General features: G+C 61.0%; 14 protein-coding genes and 1 pseudogene. 14 read left to right on the plus strand and 1 reads right to left on the minus strand.

Features of this window, described 5'->3' with window-relative positions; all coding sequences use genetic code 11:
• Window positions 1-103: 103 nt before the first annotated feature.
• From QM996_RS31815 to QM996_RS31825, 3 genes are all read left to right on the plus strand, one after another.
• Complete coding sequence (locus tag QM996_RS31815; RefSeq protein ID WP_334142117.1) at window positions 104-892, plus strand: SDR family NAD(P)-dependent oxidoreductase; 789 nt, start codon at window positions 104-106, stop codon at window positions 890-892.
• A 130-nt stretch (window positions 893-1022) separates the two neighbouring features.
• Window positions 1023-2108, plus strand: coding sequence for an alkene reductase (locus QM996_RS31820; RefSeq protein ID WP_334142119.1), 1086 nt, complete (start codon window positions 1023-1025; stop codon window positions 2106-2108).
• A gap of 163 nt (window positions 2109-2271) precedes the next feature.
• A complete protein-coding gene (locus tag QM996_RS31825; protein ID WP_334142121.1) occupies window positions 2272-3456 on the plus strand; it encodes a thiolase family protein in 1185 nt (394 codons plus the stop codon).
• A gap of 131 nt (window positions 3457-3587) precedes the next feature.
• On the opposite strand, the pseudogene QM996_RS31830 reads toward QM996_RS31825, so the two are convergent.
• Window positions 3588-4688 (minus strand): annotated as a pseudogene (locus QM996_RS31830) (hypothetical protein); the annotation flags it as partial.
• A gap of 308 nt (window positions 4689-4996) precedes the next feature.
• Between QM996_RS31830 and QM996_RS31835 the strand changes: the two are divergent.
• From QM996_RS31835 to QM996_RS31885, 11 genes are all read left to right on the plus strand, one after another.
• Window positions 4997-5980, plus strand: coding sequence for a sugar phosphate isomerase/epimerase family protein (locus QM996_RS31835; protein ID WP_334142124.1), 984 nt, complete (start codon window positions 4997-4999; stop codon window positions 5978-5980).
• A 40-nt stretch (window positions 5981-6020) separates the two neighbouring features.
• On the plus strand, window positions 6021-7082 hold the full coding sequence (locus QM996_RS31840; protein ID WP_334142126.1) for a sugar ABC transporter substrate-binding protein: 1062 nt from the start codon (window positions 6021-6023) through the stop codon (window positions 7080-7082).
• Window positions 7083-7148: 66 nt separating this feature from the next.
• Window positions 7149-8684, plus strand: coding sequence for a sugar ABC transporter ATP-binding protein (locus QM996_RS31845; protein ID WP_334142128.1), 1536 nt, complete (start codon window positions 7149-7151; stop codon window positions 8682-8684).
• A complete protein-coding gene (locus QM996_RS31850; protein ID WP_334142130.1) occupies window positions 8677-9651 on the plus strand; it encodes an ABC transporter permease in 975 nt (324 codons plus the stop codon). Before QM996_RS31845 ends, QM996_RS31850 begins: the two co-directional genes overlap by 8 nt.
• Window positions 9648-10520, plus strand: a complete 873-nt coding sequence (locus tag QM996_RS31855) for a MurR/RpiR family transcriptional regulator (RefSeq protein ID WP_334142132.1) — start codon at window positions 9648-9650, stop codon at window positions 10518-10520. The genes QM996_RS31850 and QM996_RS31855 overlap by 4 nt, the downstream gene beginning before the upstream one ends.
• A complete protein-coding gene (locus QM996_RS31860; RefSeq protein WP_334142134.1) occupies window positions 10517-11398 on the plus strand; it encodes a PfkB family carbohydrate kinase in 882 nt (293 codons plus the stop codon). The genes QM996_RS31855 and QM996_RS31860 overlap by 4 nt, the downstream gene beginning before the upstream one ends.
• A 262-nt stretch (window positions 11399-11660) precedes the next feature.
• On the plus strand, window positions 11661-13019 hold the full coding sequence (locus QM996_RS31865; RefSeq protein WP_334142135.1) for an NAD(P)H-dependent oxidoreductase: 1359 nt from the start codon (window positions 11661-11663) through the stop codon (window positions 13017-13019).
• Between the two features lie 23 nt (window positions 13020-13042).
• Complete coding sequence (locus tag QM996_RS31870; RefSeq protein WP_334142137.1) at window positions 13043-13342, plus strand: putative quinol monooxygenase; 300 nt, start codon at window positions 13043-13045, stop codon at window positions 13340-13342.
• Between the two features lie 12 nt (window positions 13343-13354).
• Window positions 13355-14260: an NAD(P)-dependent oxidoreductase gene (locus tag QM996_RS31875; protein WP_334142138.1), complete on the plus strand. Its 906-nt coding sequence runs from the start codon at window positions 13355-13357 to the stop codon at window positions 14258-14260.
• Between the two features lie 23 nt (window positions 14261-14283).
• The gene (locus tag QM996_RS31880) at window positions 14284-15279 is read left to right on the plus strand and encodes a DctP family TRAP transporter solute-binding subunit (RefSeq protein WP_334142140.1); all 996 of its coding nucleotides are present in this window, start codon (window positions 14284-14286) and stop codon (window positions 15277-15279) included.
• An 80-nt stretch (window positions 15280-15359) separates the two neighbouring features.
• On the plus strand, window positions 15360-15911 hold the full coding sequence (locus QM996_RS31885) for a TRAP transporter small permease (RefSeq protein WP_334142142.1): 552 nt from the start codon (window positions 15360-15362) through the stop codon (window positions 15909-15911).
• Window positions 15912-15913: the final 2 nt, after the last annotated feature.

Raw genomic sequence — 15913 nt, forward strand, 5'->3', positions numbered from 1 at the left:
TTCTCCATCTCTGCCATTGACTTTTACATGTTAGCCATCATTTTAAAATGGCAATCATTATCGTCATCATGAATATAGCACTCATTCGAAAGAGAACAAGACAATGGCTGAAACTCCCACCGTCCTCATCACCGGCGCTTCCTCAGGTATTGGAGCGGCATATGCAGAACGTTTCGCCCGGCGTGGGCATGATCTCGTACTGGTCGCCCGCAACAAGGCGAGACTGGAGGCTCTCTCGGTACGACTTCGCGAAGAAACCGGCGTGACCGTCGATATTCTGCAGGCCGATGTCACAAATTCCGATGAACTTGCGGTGGTGGAAACGCGTCTGCGCGACGATCATCGGATCGGGATTCTTGTCAACAATGCCGGTGCGAGCCTGGGAGGGACATTCGCGGATCAAGCTACCAATGATGTCGCCCAACTTATTGCGCTCAATGCGACTGCGGTTGCTCGCCTCGCCAGTGCCGTGGCTCCACGGTTCATCGAGGCGGGCTCGGGCGCGATCATCAACGTCTCCTCGGTGGTAGGGCTTGCACCGGAATTCGGAATGTCCGTCTACGGCGCGACAAAGGCGTTTGTGACGTTTCTCTCCCAAGGGCTCAGCCTCGAACTCGGTCCCAAGGGGATCTATGTGCAAGCAGTTTTGCCTGCGGCGACGCGGACCGAACTCTGGGAGCTTGCCGGTATCGACGTCAACACGCTCCCGGCCGTGATGGAAGTGGACGAACTTGTGGACGCAGCATTGGCAGGCTTCGACAGCCGCGAGTCCGTTACCATCCCGCCGCTGCACGATGCTGCCCAGTGGGAAGCCTATCACGCTGCGCGGCAGACGATGATCCCTGGGTTTGCGCAGGTCCGTGCGGCCGAACGCTATCGCATCGCCGTTTGACCTCGTGCAGGAGCGTCGTTGGGCACCAACATCTGGCCGTGCCGCAAACACGTCGGCGGTCGGTGTCCAACACTCGGCGCGAAACTCGAGGCGTGACTGAAATTCAAGAACTCCAGACGAAAGAAATACAATGACTGGCAACGCACTCTTTGAACCCTACACACTCGGTGCCCTGACTCTGTCGAACCGTATCGTCATGGCGCCTTTGACGCGCAACAGAGCCGGTGCAGGCTTCGTGCCGGGTGATATTGCCGCGAAATACTATTCTCAGCGCGCAACAGCAGGCTTAATCATATCGGAAGGTGCGCAGATTTCGCAGCAGGGACAGGGTTATCAGGATACCCCGGGCATTTATACGCAAGCTCAAATCGACGGGTGGCGAAAAGTGACCGACGCGGTGCATTCCAAAGGCGGACACATCTTTCTGCAGCTCTGGCATGTGGGACGTGTTTCGCATGTCGATCTGCAGCCGAATGGTCAAGCGCCGGTCGCACCCTCCGCTATCAAGCCCGAGACCAAGGTCTTTGTGAACAATTCGTTCGCCGATGTGTCTGAACCTCGCGCGCTTGAATTTGATGAGATCCCTGGCATCGTCGCAGATTTTCGTCGCGCCGCCGCCAATGCAATTGCCGCTGGCTTTGATGGTGTCGAAGTCCATGGCGCCAACGGCTATCTACTGGAACAGTTTGCCAAGGATGGCTCCAACACGCGCACCGACGCCTATGGTGGCTCAGTCGAACATCGCGCACGGATGATACTGGAGGTGACTGCCGCTGTTGCTGCAGAGGTTGGGGCCGAGCGGACGGGCGTCCGGATCTCGCCGGTCAATGGGGTCACTTCGACCGACCCGCAGGCTCAATTTAATTACATCGCCGAGAAATTGGGGCAGATGGGGATTGCATATCTTCACGTCGTCGAAAGTGCGACAGGCGGATCGCAGGAGGTCGTTCCATTCAGCTACGCAGACCTCAGAGCGAAATTCGGAAATACATACATCGCGAACAACGGCTACGACGTCGAACGCGCAGTATCGCGACTGACGCAGGGCGCGGCTGATCTCTTTTCGTTTGGCCGGCCATTTATCGCCAATCCGGATCTCGTGGAGAGGCTGAAGACTGCTGTTCCGTTGGCAGAGGTGAACCCGGCGACCATCTACGGCGGCGGCGCCGAAGGATATACCGACTATCCCTCCATCGCCGCCGTGAGCTGCGCCTAACGCACCGGCGCCGCGCTGCTGCGCGGCGCCTTTTCAACATGTTGAATGGAAGGGAGGCGGCGGGGCTGAGAACGTCCTTGCATCAGGTTTCCGATGGAGGAAAGCCCGTGGGTCGTCGCCTGAACACTGTGTCAGCAGCGCCTTGCCGAAAAGGGAGATCATTATGAACGCACGTGACATCATCCTCGCCCATCCCGTCCGTACTGCGATCGGCGCCTTTAACGGCACGCTGAAAGGCATTCCGGCAACCGAACTTGGATCAATTGCAGTGCGAGAGACCCTCCGCCGAGCCGGTATCGAGGCAGACATGGTCGGCACTGTGGTCATGGGCAATGTCATCCAGGCGGGAAACCGGATGAACCCGGCGCGGCAGGCTGCTATTGGTGGCGGGCTTCCGGTCGAGGTACCCGCGATGACCGTCAATCGGGTCTGCGGCTCGGGCGCGCAGGCGATACTGAGCGCCGCGCAGGAGATCGCGGCGGGTGAAAGTAATATGGCCATCGCCGGCGGTATGGAGAACATGGACCGCGCGCCCTATCTCATGGATGGCGGGCGCTGGGGCTATCGGATGGGACCAGCCCAGATCCTTGACAGCATGCTGAGCGACGGGCTTAACGACGCTTTCTCGGGCCAGCATTCGGGATGGCACACCGAAGATCTCGTTGAAAAGATGCAGATCACGCGTGCCGATCAGGACGCCTTCGCGGCGCGTTCACAACAGAGCTTTACGGCCGCGCGAGATGCCGGTCATTTTGACGCTGAAATCGTCGCGGTCGAGGTAAAGGGCCGCAAGGGAACGGAAAGTTTTACGACCGACGAAGCACCGCGCTCCGATACGACGGTCGAGTCGCTCGCCCGTTTACGCCCAGCCTTTCGGTCCGAAGGTACGATCACGGCCGGCAACGCGCCGGGGCTGAACAGCGCGGCAGCGGCGATGATCGTCGCCGAGCGCGGCTTTGCCGAGGCAAGGGGCATCGTGCCGATGGCTCGGCTTGCGGGTTATGGTGTCGCCGGAGTGGAACCGGGCATGTTCGGGCTCGGCCCTGTTCCCGCCGTGCGCAAGGCGCTGACAAGGGCGGGCTGGAGTCTATCCGACATCGAGCGCATCGAGATCAACGAGGCCTTCGCCGCGGTGCCAATCGCGGTCGCCCATGAGCTCGGCCTGCCGGAAGACATCGTGAATGTCGAAGGCGGCGCGATCGCGCATGGCCACCCGATCGGCGCGACCGGCGCCATCCTGACTACCCGGCTCCTGCATGCGTTGAAGCGTGAGGGCCTGCGCCGCGGCATCGTGACACTCTGCATCGGCGGAGGACAGGGCATTGCACTGGCGCTGGAGACGCTATAGCCGCCTTCGCACTACGCCAACGAACGTCCGCCGTTCCACCCAAATGAGAAGTTCAGCGCACGCTCCGTTTCGTGTTCGTGATTTGATCGCCCTTAGCGTTGGTTAGCGGGAAACCAACGCTATGCCCTCTACAGGCGCTGGAGCCTGTTGTTGGTGTGTCGCAGCCAAGCGTGCTGGTCCAACTGGGAGAGCATGTGCTTCACGGCTCTGGTTGCCTCCCTGATGTATCCGCTCCAAAGGAGATGCCGAAGCCTCGGCACATGAACCGCGACGTCCCAAAGGTAGATGTTCAGATCGTGGACATGCTTGGTTCCTTCCCAGGCCTGTTCGATGTGTCGGAGCCGCATCGACAGATGGAACCAGTCAAGAATATGCGTTACGGGCTGGCGTGTTGCGCTTAGCACGATACTTTGCAGCCCGATTTCTCCGTCGCTGAAGACAGTAACATCGCGGCCAGGCAGCCATCCTTGCGCTCGCATTGCCGCACGAACGACATCGTGCTTGCCGGTGGCCACATTCGGCGCAGCCGCGAACTGACGCGGTGGCCGACCCTGTGAAACAACGCGTCCCATCGCGATCTCGAAATGCCGGCTTTGATATCCGGGAACTGCGCGAATGTAAGCGCCATCAATGAAAACGGAAACGGCGGATTCGCTGGCTCGGCTGATGCGATAGGGGCTTGCGACGTCCCACTTTCCGATCCGATCGGCGACCTTGGCGAGCCGGTTGCTGACGGTCCGATGATTATGTGGTCGCGCGGCCGGCACAAAGAGATCAAGCACACGGGCGGCTTCTCGAAACGACAGCCGGGAGCCGAGTTCGGCCTGGATTCGCTCCAATTCCGGCGTTGCTCTGCCGCTCAACAGGGTCTCGATGCTTCCGGTGCCCGACCTTGCCGTCTTCCCGCACGCGCAGTTGCGCAACCGGGGCACGCGCACACGACAAAGGCCGAAGAGCGAATGGACCGTACGAAATCTGTAATCATGAACCCCGCGCAGGCGGTTGCAGTCGTGACATTTCCGATCCTGCTGGCCGGTCTGATCCGTCTGAAACTGTGTCAGCTCCTCCTGCAGACGGCGCTGTATCGCCTTGCTCCCCCCCCAAGAAAGGCCGAGGTCATCGAGACGCGCTCCATCGACAATCCGTTCGACGATTGCGATTTCCCGACGTTGCGGAACGCCGTCGACCCCGACAAGCTCGACCCAGACGTTCATCCTTAATTGCGTAGTCAACGAGTGCCCCTACCAAAAAGCCCTCGATTACCCGAAAGTTCTTACCCCCACCTTTTCCCGCTCCCCTCATTGAAACTGTTATCGTCGGAGTCTTGCGGTTAAATGCAAAACGACAAATCCCGGGGGGCGTACGCGGCTTTCAACAAAGCTTTCCCGATGACGCTGACCTTTCGGCACGCGTCGTGTCCATATGTGTGAACTCCGTATCTCGAGCATCGTGTGAGAACGAAAGATTGGGGGCCGTTTTCTGCATTGACAACTTCACAAAAAAACAACATGTAGTGAAGTAATGAATACCGGAGATCGATATGGCCCTCACTCGTTTTGCTACGCGACTCAATTCCTTCGGCTCGGCCCCGCATTTGGCATGGCCCGACCAGAGCGGCAAACCAACTTTCATGCAGATGGCAGAGCGCGCTTCCAAGGCTAAAGGTCTTACAGACGTTGATCTGAACTATCCCGATCATGTTTCCGGTGATCCCGCAGCTCTTGGCCGCCGCATCGGCGATCTTGGGCTGAACGTCAACGGCCTTGCGATGCGCTACTACACCAATCCTGGCTTCAAGATGGGCGCCTTTACAAATCCGGATGAATCCGTGAGGCGGGAAGCCATCGATCTCACCAAGCGCGGAGTCGACGCAGCCCGTGCGATGGGCGCCAACCTCATGACCCTTTGGCTCGGCCAGGACGGTTTCGACTACAATTTTCAGCTTGATTACGCGCAGGCTTGGAATTGGGAGATCGAAGGCATACGTGAAGTTGCCGAGCATGATCCGGAATGCCTGATCAGCATCGAATACAAACCCGACGAGCCGCGCGCCCAGGCACTTCTTCGCGACGCGGCCACGACGCTCCTGGCGATCCAGGACGCCGGCGCGCCCAATCTCGGCGTCACGGTGGATTTCGCTCATTCGCTATATTGCGGTGAGCAGCCGGCCTACGCCGCCCATTTGATTCATCGCCGCAGCCGTCTCCTCGGTGTGCATCTCAATGACGGCTATGCCAAGCGCGACGATGGCCTGATGGTAGGCGCTGTCCATATGCGCTCCACGCTTGAACTGCTCCGTCAGATCCGCCGCGATGGCTATGGCGGCGCGCTCTACTTCGACACCTTCCCAGATGCGAGCGGACTCGATCCCGTCGCTGAATGCGAAGCCAATATTGCCACCGTAAAGCGCCTGCTCTCGGTGGCCGATCAGCTCGATGCAGACAACAGACTTGGTGACGCTCTTGCTCGTCAGGACGCCGTCACAAGCATGCGCATCGTGAACGAAGCCCTGATCGGGGCTTGATTTGCAGAACCCATCGGAACCCACCAAAGGAGGAAATGGAATGGGCATTCGTATGAAGTCTCTCGTCGCGGGCTGCGCTTTCGCGCTCGTCGCAGGTCTGGCGCACGGCCAGGATCTTGCACCGCTGAATTCCGACACGGAAAAGGACCGCATAGACTGGTCCGAGCTGGAAACGAAGCTCGGCGCATTCCCCAAGCTGCCGGAGGGCACGAAGGCCGGCGGTGTTTCCAAGACGCTGACCAACGAATACTGGCGCTCGCTGGGTGAAGGCTATCAGAAGTTCGCCGACAAGGTGGGCGTGACCGTCGCCTATCAAGCGGCGCAGAGCGAAGGCGACCAGCTTGGCCAGCTCACCATCGCCGAAGGCATGGTCACGCAGGGCTTCAACGTGCTTCTCGTCTCGCCGCAGACCGACGCCAACCTCCAGCCAGTACTGGAACAGGCGAAGGAGGCCAACGTGCCCGTGCTGAACGTCAACGACGCCGTCATCCCGCAGGCAGAGCACTATGTCGGCAATGTCCAGCGCGACAACGGCGTGCGCGTCGCCAAGTGGTTCGTCGAAAACCGCCCGGACGGCGGCAAGGTGGCCATCATCGAGGGCCAGGCCGGCGTCTACGCCGCCGTGCAGCGCACGGACGGCTTCAAGGCAGCCATTTCGGAGGGCGGCAAGTTCGAGGTCGTGGCGAGTGTTCCGGGCAACTGGGACCGCCAGCAGTCCTACGATGCGGCGACGAACATCCTGCAACAGCATCCCGACCTGATCGGCTTCTATTGCAACAATGACGGCATGGCGCTCGGCGTGGTCGAGGCGGTCAAGGCGGCTGGTCTTCAGGACAAGGTTGCCGTGTTTGGCACGGACGGCATTTCCGATGCCTACGCCTCGATCAGGGCTGGTGAACTCACCGGTACGGTCGACAGCTTCCCGATCCTGACCGGCGAAGTCGCGATGGAAGTGGCGTTGCGTCTCGTTGCCGGCCAGACGTTGCCGCGCGTGGTCTCCACGCCACAGGCGCTGATCACCAAGGACAACCTCGCCAAGTACCAGGGTGAAGGCGTCGACGTACGCACCGTGTTGATGCACGACGCCGCTGCCGCCAAGTAAGCCTTAGGGGCTGGCTCGCGCGTCGAGCCGGTCCCGTTCCATTGGGACGCGGGAGGAGGAACCGACATGGCAACGACCGCAAGACTCACATTCGCGGGCATCACGAAAACCTTTCCAGGCGTGAAGGCGCTGACGGATGTGTCCTTCGATGTCATGCCGGGCGAGATCCATGCGCTTCTCGGTGAGAACGGTGCTGGGAAATCGACCCTTCTGAAAATTCTCTCCGGCGTCCAGCGCGCGACGAATGGCGAGGTCTTCGTGGACGGTGAGATCGCTCATTTCCGTCGTCCGGAAAACGCCCGCGCCGCCGGCATTGCCATGATCCATCAGGAACTCCAGCAGGTGCCGAACCTGACGGTGGCGCAGAATATGTTCCTCGGCCATCCGCTCAAGCGGGCAGGGGGGCTTCTGGTCGATCGGCGGGAACAGGAACGCCGTGCAGCCGAGGCCCTGGCGATGATCGACCCCTCGATCGATCCGGCCCGACCGATCCGCGAGTTGAAGGTGGCGCAGCGGCAGATTGTCGAGATCGCCCGTGCGCTTCTCGACAATGCGAAGATTATCGCAATGGACGAGCCGACCTCCAGCCTGACTCCCTCGGAATTCGAAAGCCTGGCCGCCATCGTTGAGAAGCTCGCCGCCTCGGGCGTGTCGATCATCTATGTCTCGCACAAGATGGACGAAGTTTTCCGCATCTGCCACCGCGGCACGGTCATGCGCGACGGCCAGGTGGTCGGTGTCGCCGGTCTCAGAACCGCTCGGCAGGAAGATGTCATCGCCATGATGGTCGGCCGCGAACTGATGCAGGAAGAGCATCACTCCCACGCAAAGGACGAGGTGCGGCTGGAAATTCGCGACCTTTCTGCCAGCCGGACCCACGTCCGCGACGTTTCGTTCGACGTGCGCAGAGGAGAGGTCCTGGGCATTGCCGGTCTCGTCGGGTCGGGCCGCACCGAGCTTCTGCGGCTGCTCGCCGGGGTCGATCAGATCGCCAAAGGCACCGTTCGGCTCGACGGAAAGGTGCTGAAGCTCGACAATCCCCGGGCTGCCATCGCTGCCGGCATCGGCCTCCTGCCGGAGGAGCGGAAGCGTGAGGGGATCATTCCTATCCGCCCTGTCTCGATCAACATGGCGCTGCCGTCGCTTGGCCGCTTCGCAAAGGATGGCATCGTGCGCCATTCGGCCGTGCGAAAGCGCGCAGAGGAACTATTGAAGCGCGTGAACCTGCGACCGTTCCAGATCGACCGGCCGATCAAGCTGTTCAGTGGCGGCAATCAACAAAAGGCGATCATCGCGCGGTGGCTTGCCGCCGGTTCGCAGGTACTCCTCTTCGACGAGCCGACGCGCGGCATCGATGTGGGCGCGAAATCCGAGATTTATCACCTCATCGAGGAGTTGGCGGCGGAGGGACGCACCATCATCGTCGTGTCTTCAGAGTTGCCGGAAGTCATGCGCGTCTCCGACCGGGTGGTGGTGATGCGCAATGGCCAGATCGCCGCCACTCTCGGCCGCGCCGACCTTTCCGAGCAGAATATCGTCATGCACGCCGTCGGCGATGCTGGCGAGAAGAAAGAGATCAAGCAGGAGCATCGTCATGTCTGATATCGCCTCGAACGCACCAGTGCGTTCTTCCCGGCTGTTTTCCTCCTTTTCTCTTCGCGATGCGGGAACGCTGATTGGTCTCGTCCTCATCATGGCGGTATTCGCGCTGCTGGTGCCGGGCTTCTTGTCGGAGCGCAACCTGATCAACATACTGCAGCAGTCGAGCATCAATGCGTGCCTGGCGCTTGGCATGACACTCGTCATCATTTCCGGCGGCATCGATCTGTCAGTCGGCCCGACGGCGGCGATCGCCGCCGTTATCAGCGCCACGTTGCTGGTGGCAGGTTATCCGGTGTCCCTCGCGATTCTTGCCGGGCTGGGCATCGGTGTGCTGTGTGGTCTCGTCAACGGCGTACTCGTCGCGTATGTCGGGCTCCAGCCCTTCATCGTCACGCTCGGTACGCTCAGCACGTACCGGGCAATCGCCCTCATCTATACGGGTGGCAATCCGGTGCTCGGCATCCCCGCGGAGTTTCGGGCGATTTTCAACGGTTCGGTCGCCGGCATTCCGAGCTCGGTGATCATCGTCGCGGCTGTGGCCGTTGCCGCCTGGTTGCTCCTCAAGAAGACGCCGATCGGCGAGTATCTGCTCGCCGTCGGCGGCAATGAGGAGGCGGCCTATGTCTCGGGCGTACCGATTGCTCTTACCAAGGTCACGGCGTATGTGATTTCCGGTGCGCTCGCCGCGCTCGCCTCTCTGATCCTGATCGGCCGCCTCGGCGCCGCCGAACCGATCCTCGGCAATCTCTGGGAACTCGACGCCATTGCAGCGGCGGCCATCGGCGGTGCGTCTCTGATGGGCGGGAAGGGCTCCATCATCGGCACCATCTTGGGCGCGATCATCCTTGGCGCGATGCGCAACGGTTTGACGTTGATGAACGTGCAGGCTTTCTACCAACTGCTCGCAACCGGTCTTATAATCCTTGTCGCGATGATGATCGATCGCATGACAAGGGGACGTGGATGAATCTGGAAAGCGACCTGAAAGCCGTTGGACCCCGCATCAGGATGATGATGCCGCATCTCACTCCACTGGAGGCGCGCGTCGTGGAGACCGTCTTCGCGCTCCGAACCTTCGACGACGACACGTCACTGAAGGAGATCGCCAGTGAGGCGGGCGTTTCCGAGGCCATGGTCGTGAAGATCACCAAGAAGCTCGGCTTCGCCGGCTACCGTGAATTTCGTAGTGCGGTCGCCCAATACAATCGGTTGCCGACGGCGGAAATGCATCAGGAACTCTCGCTCGAGGATACCTCTCGGGAGATCGTCCAGAAGGTGTTTCGCACGTCGATCCAGGCGCTGGAGGAAACTTTGGCCATTATGGACGTCGAGGCCTTCGACCGGGCGGCGGATCTAATTTATGGCGCACGCCAGCGGGATTTCTACGGTGTCGGCGGCTCGGCGCAAATCGCTCGTGACGTGGCCCACAAGTTTCTTCGGATTGGTGTGCGCTCCAGCGTCTATGACGATTCCCACATGATGCTGATGTCGGCGGCGCTGCTCGGCTCCGAAGACGTCGCCATCGGATTCTCCCATTCAGGCAATACGGTCGCGGTCATCGAAGCGATCCAGCTTGCTCGCCGCAATGGTGCCCGCACCATTGCAATCACCAATTATAATGCGTCGCCGCTCGCGCAGCATGCGGATGTCGTTCTTTGTTCAACCGCTCAGGGCTCGCCCCTGATGGGAGAAAACGCCGCCGCCCGCATTGCGCAGCTCAACATTCTCGACGCCATCTTCGTCGCCGTCGCCCAGCGCGACTACAAGGCCGCCGAGCGCGGACTTGCCAAGACGATGTCGGCGGTCGCCTCCAAGCGCAAGGACAAATTCCTATGACGATCTCAGCCCCTTCCGTTGTCGTGTTCGGTAGCCTTCATTACGATATCATTGTGAAAGGCCCGCACCGCCCAAGGAAGGGTGAAACCGTTACGGGCTCCGCCTGGTATCCGAAATGCGGGGGCAAGGGCGGCAATCAGGCGGTTTCCGCGGCAAGACACGGCGTAAAGTCGGCCATGATCGGAGCGGTCGCTGACGATTCCTTCGGCCATGCCCTGAAGGCGAACCTTGATGCACATGGGGTCGACGTTCGCTCGGTACGGACGGTTGCAGGCGAAGGGTCCGGCATGAGTGTTGCGATCTTCGACGCGGAGGGCGACTATGGCGCAGTCATCGTTTCCGGCAGCAATCTCGCCCTTACCGAAGAAGACGTTTCCGCAGCCGCCGGATTGTTCCGGAGCGATTCCATCCTGGTGCTGCAGAATGAGGTGCCGGATGCGGCGAATGTGCTTGCTGCACAAGCGATGAAGAAGGCCGGGGGCCGTGTGGTACACAACGCCGCGCCAGCCCGCTTACCGTCAGCAGACCTGACCGCTCTCGTCGATGTTGTCGTGGTCAATGCGGTCGAGGCGGAAGCGCTAGCCGAGGTACAAGAGGTGAATTCCCTCGATACGGCCTTGGCGGCCGCCCGCATTCTGGCCGGCCATTATCCCACCGCCGTCGTCACCGCGGGCGGTGATGGTGTGGCTTTCGTCCAGGATGACGGCTATGAGGCAAAGATTCCTGCAATTAAGGTCAAGCTCGTCAGCACCCACGGCGCCGGCGACGAGTTCATCGGCGCGCTCGCAGCGGAACTGGCGCGGGGCGCGACGCTGGAGCGCGCGGTGAGGAGCGGCAACGAAGCCGCTGCCCGCCTGGTCAGCTCACCTCACGCGTAATCGGCCGTGAGATGACTATTTAGAAAATCTAACGTTTATGCTCGACTTTCTAAATTGAGCTAAGTTCTTAATGGACCTACCTTCCTTTCGAAGCTGCTCGGGAGGCAGCTGGGAGTGGCGGCTAGATCGCCTTCCCCGGAGGAAAAAAGGCTCATCCTGATGACTGCGACCGGTGGCGCGCATAGCGCGGCCGCGTGCTCGTCGATGCGTCCACCTCAGCGGGGTCACTCCTCACAATCATCCCCTAGCTGAGGACCTGTCTATGAACCTTTACTCCCTTCTTTCCCTCCGCGCGGCCAACGGCCGTCCCGTTCGTGTGGCGCTGATCGGCGCCGGCAAGTTCGGTTCGATGGTCCTGGCGCAGGCCCAGCGTATCGACGGCCTGCACATGGTGGCTGTCGCCGACCTCAATGTCGCCAAGGCGCGCGAATCCATAGAGCGTGTCGGCTGGGCGAAGGAGCGCTATCAGGCGCAGAGCTGCGGCGATGCGCTGAAGACCGGCCGGACCTTCGTGACCGACGACGTCAATGCGATCTTCGGCTGCGAAGAGATCGAATGCGTCATCGAGGCGACCGGCCATCCGATCGCCGGCACGCGGCATGCGCTCGGTGCCATCGAGAGCCGCAAGCATGTCGTGATGGTCAATGTCGAGGCCGATGTGATGGTCGGTCCGATCCTGGCGGAGAAGGCCCGCGCTGCCGGCGTCATCTATTCCATGGCCTATGGCGACCAGCCGGCGCTGATCTGCGAACTCGTCGACTGGGCGCGCGCTACCGGCTTCGAGGTCACGGCCGCCGGCAAGGGCATGAACTTCGAGCCGCGCTACCGCTATTCGACGCCGGATACCGTCTGGGGCTACTTCGGCTGGACCGAAGAGGAAGTGGCGAAGGGCGATTTCAATCCGAAAATGTACAACTCCTTCACGGACGGCACCAAAGCGGCGATCGAAATGGCGGCCGTCGCCAACGGAACTGGTCTCGACTGCCCCGATGATGGTCTCGCCTTCCCGCCGGCTGGTCTTCACGACCTCGCCCGCGTCTTCCGCCCGGCACGCGAGGGCGGCCGGATGGCCAAATCCGGTCTGGTCGATATCGCAGCCAGCCAGGAGCCCGATGGCCGTGAGGTCTTCAACAACATCCGCTACGGCGTGTTCGTCACGTTCAAGGCGCACAACGAATATGCTCGTGCCTGCTTTAAACAGTATGGCCTGCTAACCGATCCTTCGGGCTGGTACGCTTCCATGTGGCGTCCCTTCCACATCATCGGCCTCGAGACTTCGGTCAGCGTGCTTTCGGCCGTGCTCCGCAACGAGCCGACCGGCTCCTCCAAGGAATTCCGGGGCGATGCCGTCGCGACCGCCAAGAAGGACATGCAGCCGGGCGAGATGCTGGATGGCGAGGGCGGCTACGCTGTCTGGGCGAACGCCATTCCGGCCACCCGCAGCCTTGATCTCAAGGCACTGCCGATCGGCCTTGCGCACAATGTCAGACTGAAGCGGCCGATCAAAAAGGACCAAATCGTCAGCTTCGACGATGTTGAGATCGCCAACGACCTCGATGTCGTGACGCTGCGCCGGGACATGGAAGAGCGCTTCCGCCCAGGCCAGGACGCGGCAGCTTGATTGTGCGGGGAGGGGAGGGAAAGATGGAAGCCTTCGTCGTGATTGCCGAATTCCGTGTCCGACCGGAACGCTTGGTGGAGTTTCTAAACGCCGCAAGCGACGATGCGGCGCACTCGGTCGCGGATGAACCGGGATGCCATCGGTTCGATGTCGTTCAGCCCGAAGGAGAGGGCAGTACCGTCGTCTTTTACGAGGTCTATGACAGCCGTGCGGCTTTCGACGCGCACCTTGAAACGCCGCATCTCGCGCGGTTCCGTGCGGCGTTCCCGCCGCTCATCCTGGAGGAGCGGCCCGTTCGCTTCTTTCTTCGCCATTATCCGTGAAAGGGTAGCACTATGGCCAACGGAGCAAGGCGGATCGCCGTCATCGGAACCGGCATCATGGGTGGCCCCATGGCCGGGCGGCTCGCGGATGCCGGCTATCCCGTTACCGTGTGGAACCGCACGCGGGACAAGGCGGATGCGCTTTCGTGCCGCGGCATCGAGACCGCAACCACGGCGGCGGAAGCCGCTGCCGGGGCCGACGTGGTGATCGTCATGCTGAGCTCCGGCCCAGTCTGCGAGGACGTGCTTCTCGACAGCGGCGGCGTTGTGGCTGCGATGAAGCCAGGAGCGGCACTCGTCGTCATGAGCTCGATTCCGGTGGAAACGGCCGTTCTCATTGGGGAAAAGGCTGCTGCCCGTGGACTGGTCTATAGCGATGCGCCGGTCTCGGGCGGAGAGAAAGGCGCGCGCGAAGGCACGCTCGCTATCATGGCGGGCGGTGATGCGACAGATGTTGATGCGCTTTACGATGTGTTCGCCTGTCTCGGCCGAGTGACGCATGTCGGTCCCGCCGGCTGCGGAGCGCTAACGAAGCTCGCCAATCAACTCATCGTCGCCTCGACGATCTGTGCCGTGGCCGAGGCGCTGACACTCGCCGAGCAAGGTGGTGCGGATCCCGCCCGCGTCCGCGAAGCGCTGCTCGGTGGATTTGCCGACTCCACCGTTTTCCGCCAGCACGGCTTAAGAATGGTAACAGGCGATTTTCGGCCAGGGGGGCCGGCAAAGTACCAGGTGAAAGACACATCCACGGCTCTGGCATTTGCACATAGCCGCGGATTGAGACTACCGGTTGGCGAGGAGGTCGACCGGCTCTACCAGGCCATGGTCGACAACGGCGATGGCGATCTGGATCATAGCGGAATCATTCTTGAGCTTCGGCGCATGAACGAGACCGCGAAACCGACGGCTTGTGCCTAACATCAAACTTTGGGAGGAAAGACATGAAACTGGCAATTATCCGCGGTCTGCTCGCAGCCGCTACCCTCTTCTCCGCCTCGCTCGCTCAGGCCGAAACCCTGACGCTCTCGACCCCGGATGCCGATACGTCGGAGATCACCCTTGCAGCCAACAAATTTGCCGAACTCGTATCAGCCAAGACGAACGGCGAGTTGACGATCAAGGTGTTTCCGAACGGCACGCTCTACGGCGGCGATCCGTCGGCGGGGGTCAAGCAACTCGCCGGCGGCTCGTTGGATATGCTGCTGAACTCGACATCGCTCTATGCGACCTTCAATCCGAAGTTCACGGCAATCGCCATCCCCTATCAGTTCCGCGACATCGATCAGCTGCGCGCCTACCTCGATAGCGACCTCGGCCAAGAACTTCAGGGTGACTTGAGCAAGATCGGCATTCTCGGGCTCGATCTTTGGTCTCGCCCCTTGCGCCAGATCACCAATTCGAAGCTACCGATCACCTCGCCGGCCGATTTGAAGGGCATGAAGCTGCGTGTGCCGAACAATCCGCTCTGGGTGGAATTCTTCGGGGCCATGGGTGCTGCTCCGACACCGATGGCCTTTGCGGAAGTCTACAATGCGCTCCAGTTGAAAGTCGTCGACGGCCAGGAAAACCCGATCAATGTCCCCGTCAGTGCTCGGCTTTTCGAAGTGCAGAAATACGCCACGATCAGCAACCACATTGCCGACGCCTGGGTGCTCGGCATGAACCCGGCGCGCTATGAGGGCTTGAGCGATAGCTTCAAGGCTGCGTTGCAGGAGGCGGCAAAGGAAGCTGAAGCGTGGAAGGCCGAAAACGATGCCGCGGACATCGCGAAGTCGCTTGAAACCCTCAAGTCGAACGGCATGGAGATCAATGAACTGACCGACGAACAGCGCCAGGCCTTCGTCGCAGTTGCCGCCGGCCTCTCGGATAAGTTCTCCGCTCTCGTGAAGGATCAGGCCTTCTTCGATCGCACCAAGTCCTTTGCCAAAACGAACTGATGCGCCGGGACGGTACCTTGCGTAGGCGCGAGGTACCGTCAAATCCGGCTTCGGTCTCATTTCTGCGGAAAGGCATTCTCATGCGTCCTTCTTTCGGCTCCTCGCTCGGCACCTTCGTGAAGATTGTGGCCGATGTGGCGGCCGGCGCCGCCTGCGCCGGCATTCTGATCGTAGTCCTTCTCCAGGTCATCGGCCGGCTTGCCGGGCACCCGTTTCCCTGGACGGAGGAGGCGACGCGCTTCCTCTTTATCTGGATGGTGTTTCTTGGCCTTGCGGCTGGGTTCAGAACTGTCGAGAGCGCACGCGTCGTCGTCTTCCTAGTATTGGCGCGCCGTCTCTTCCATCATCTGGCGGTGCCGATCTACGTCGCGTCCTCTGTCTTCTTCTTTGGATTGATGGGATGGACGGGGCTGACGCTGGTGCGCCAGCAGGTCATGATGAGCGAGACCGCTGCCACGCTTCCCATTCCGATGTGGATCATCGGCATGGTGATGCCGGTCTCCGCCGCGATTGCGATCCTTGCGATCCTGGAATCGCTACGCAGCCGCCGTGACCTCATCGCGCTCCCAGAACTCGGCCTGCCGGCGAACGAAAGTGCCCATGCCGACATCTCGATCTCAGCGGGACACTAATC

This window comes from Sinorhizobium chiapasense, from assembly GCF_045277575.1.
GTDB lineage: Bacteria > Pseudomonadota > Alphaproteobacteria > Rhizobiales > Rhizobiaceae > Ensifer > Ensifer chiapasense_A.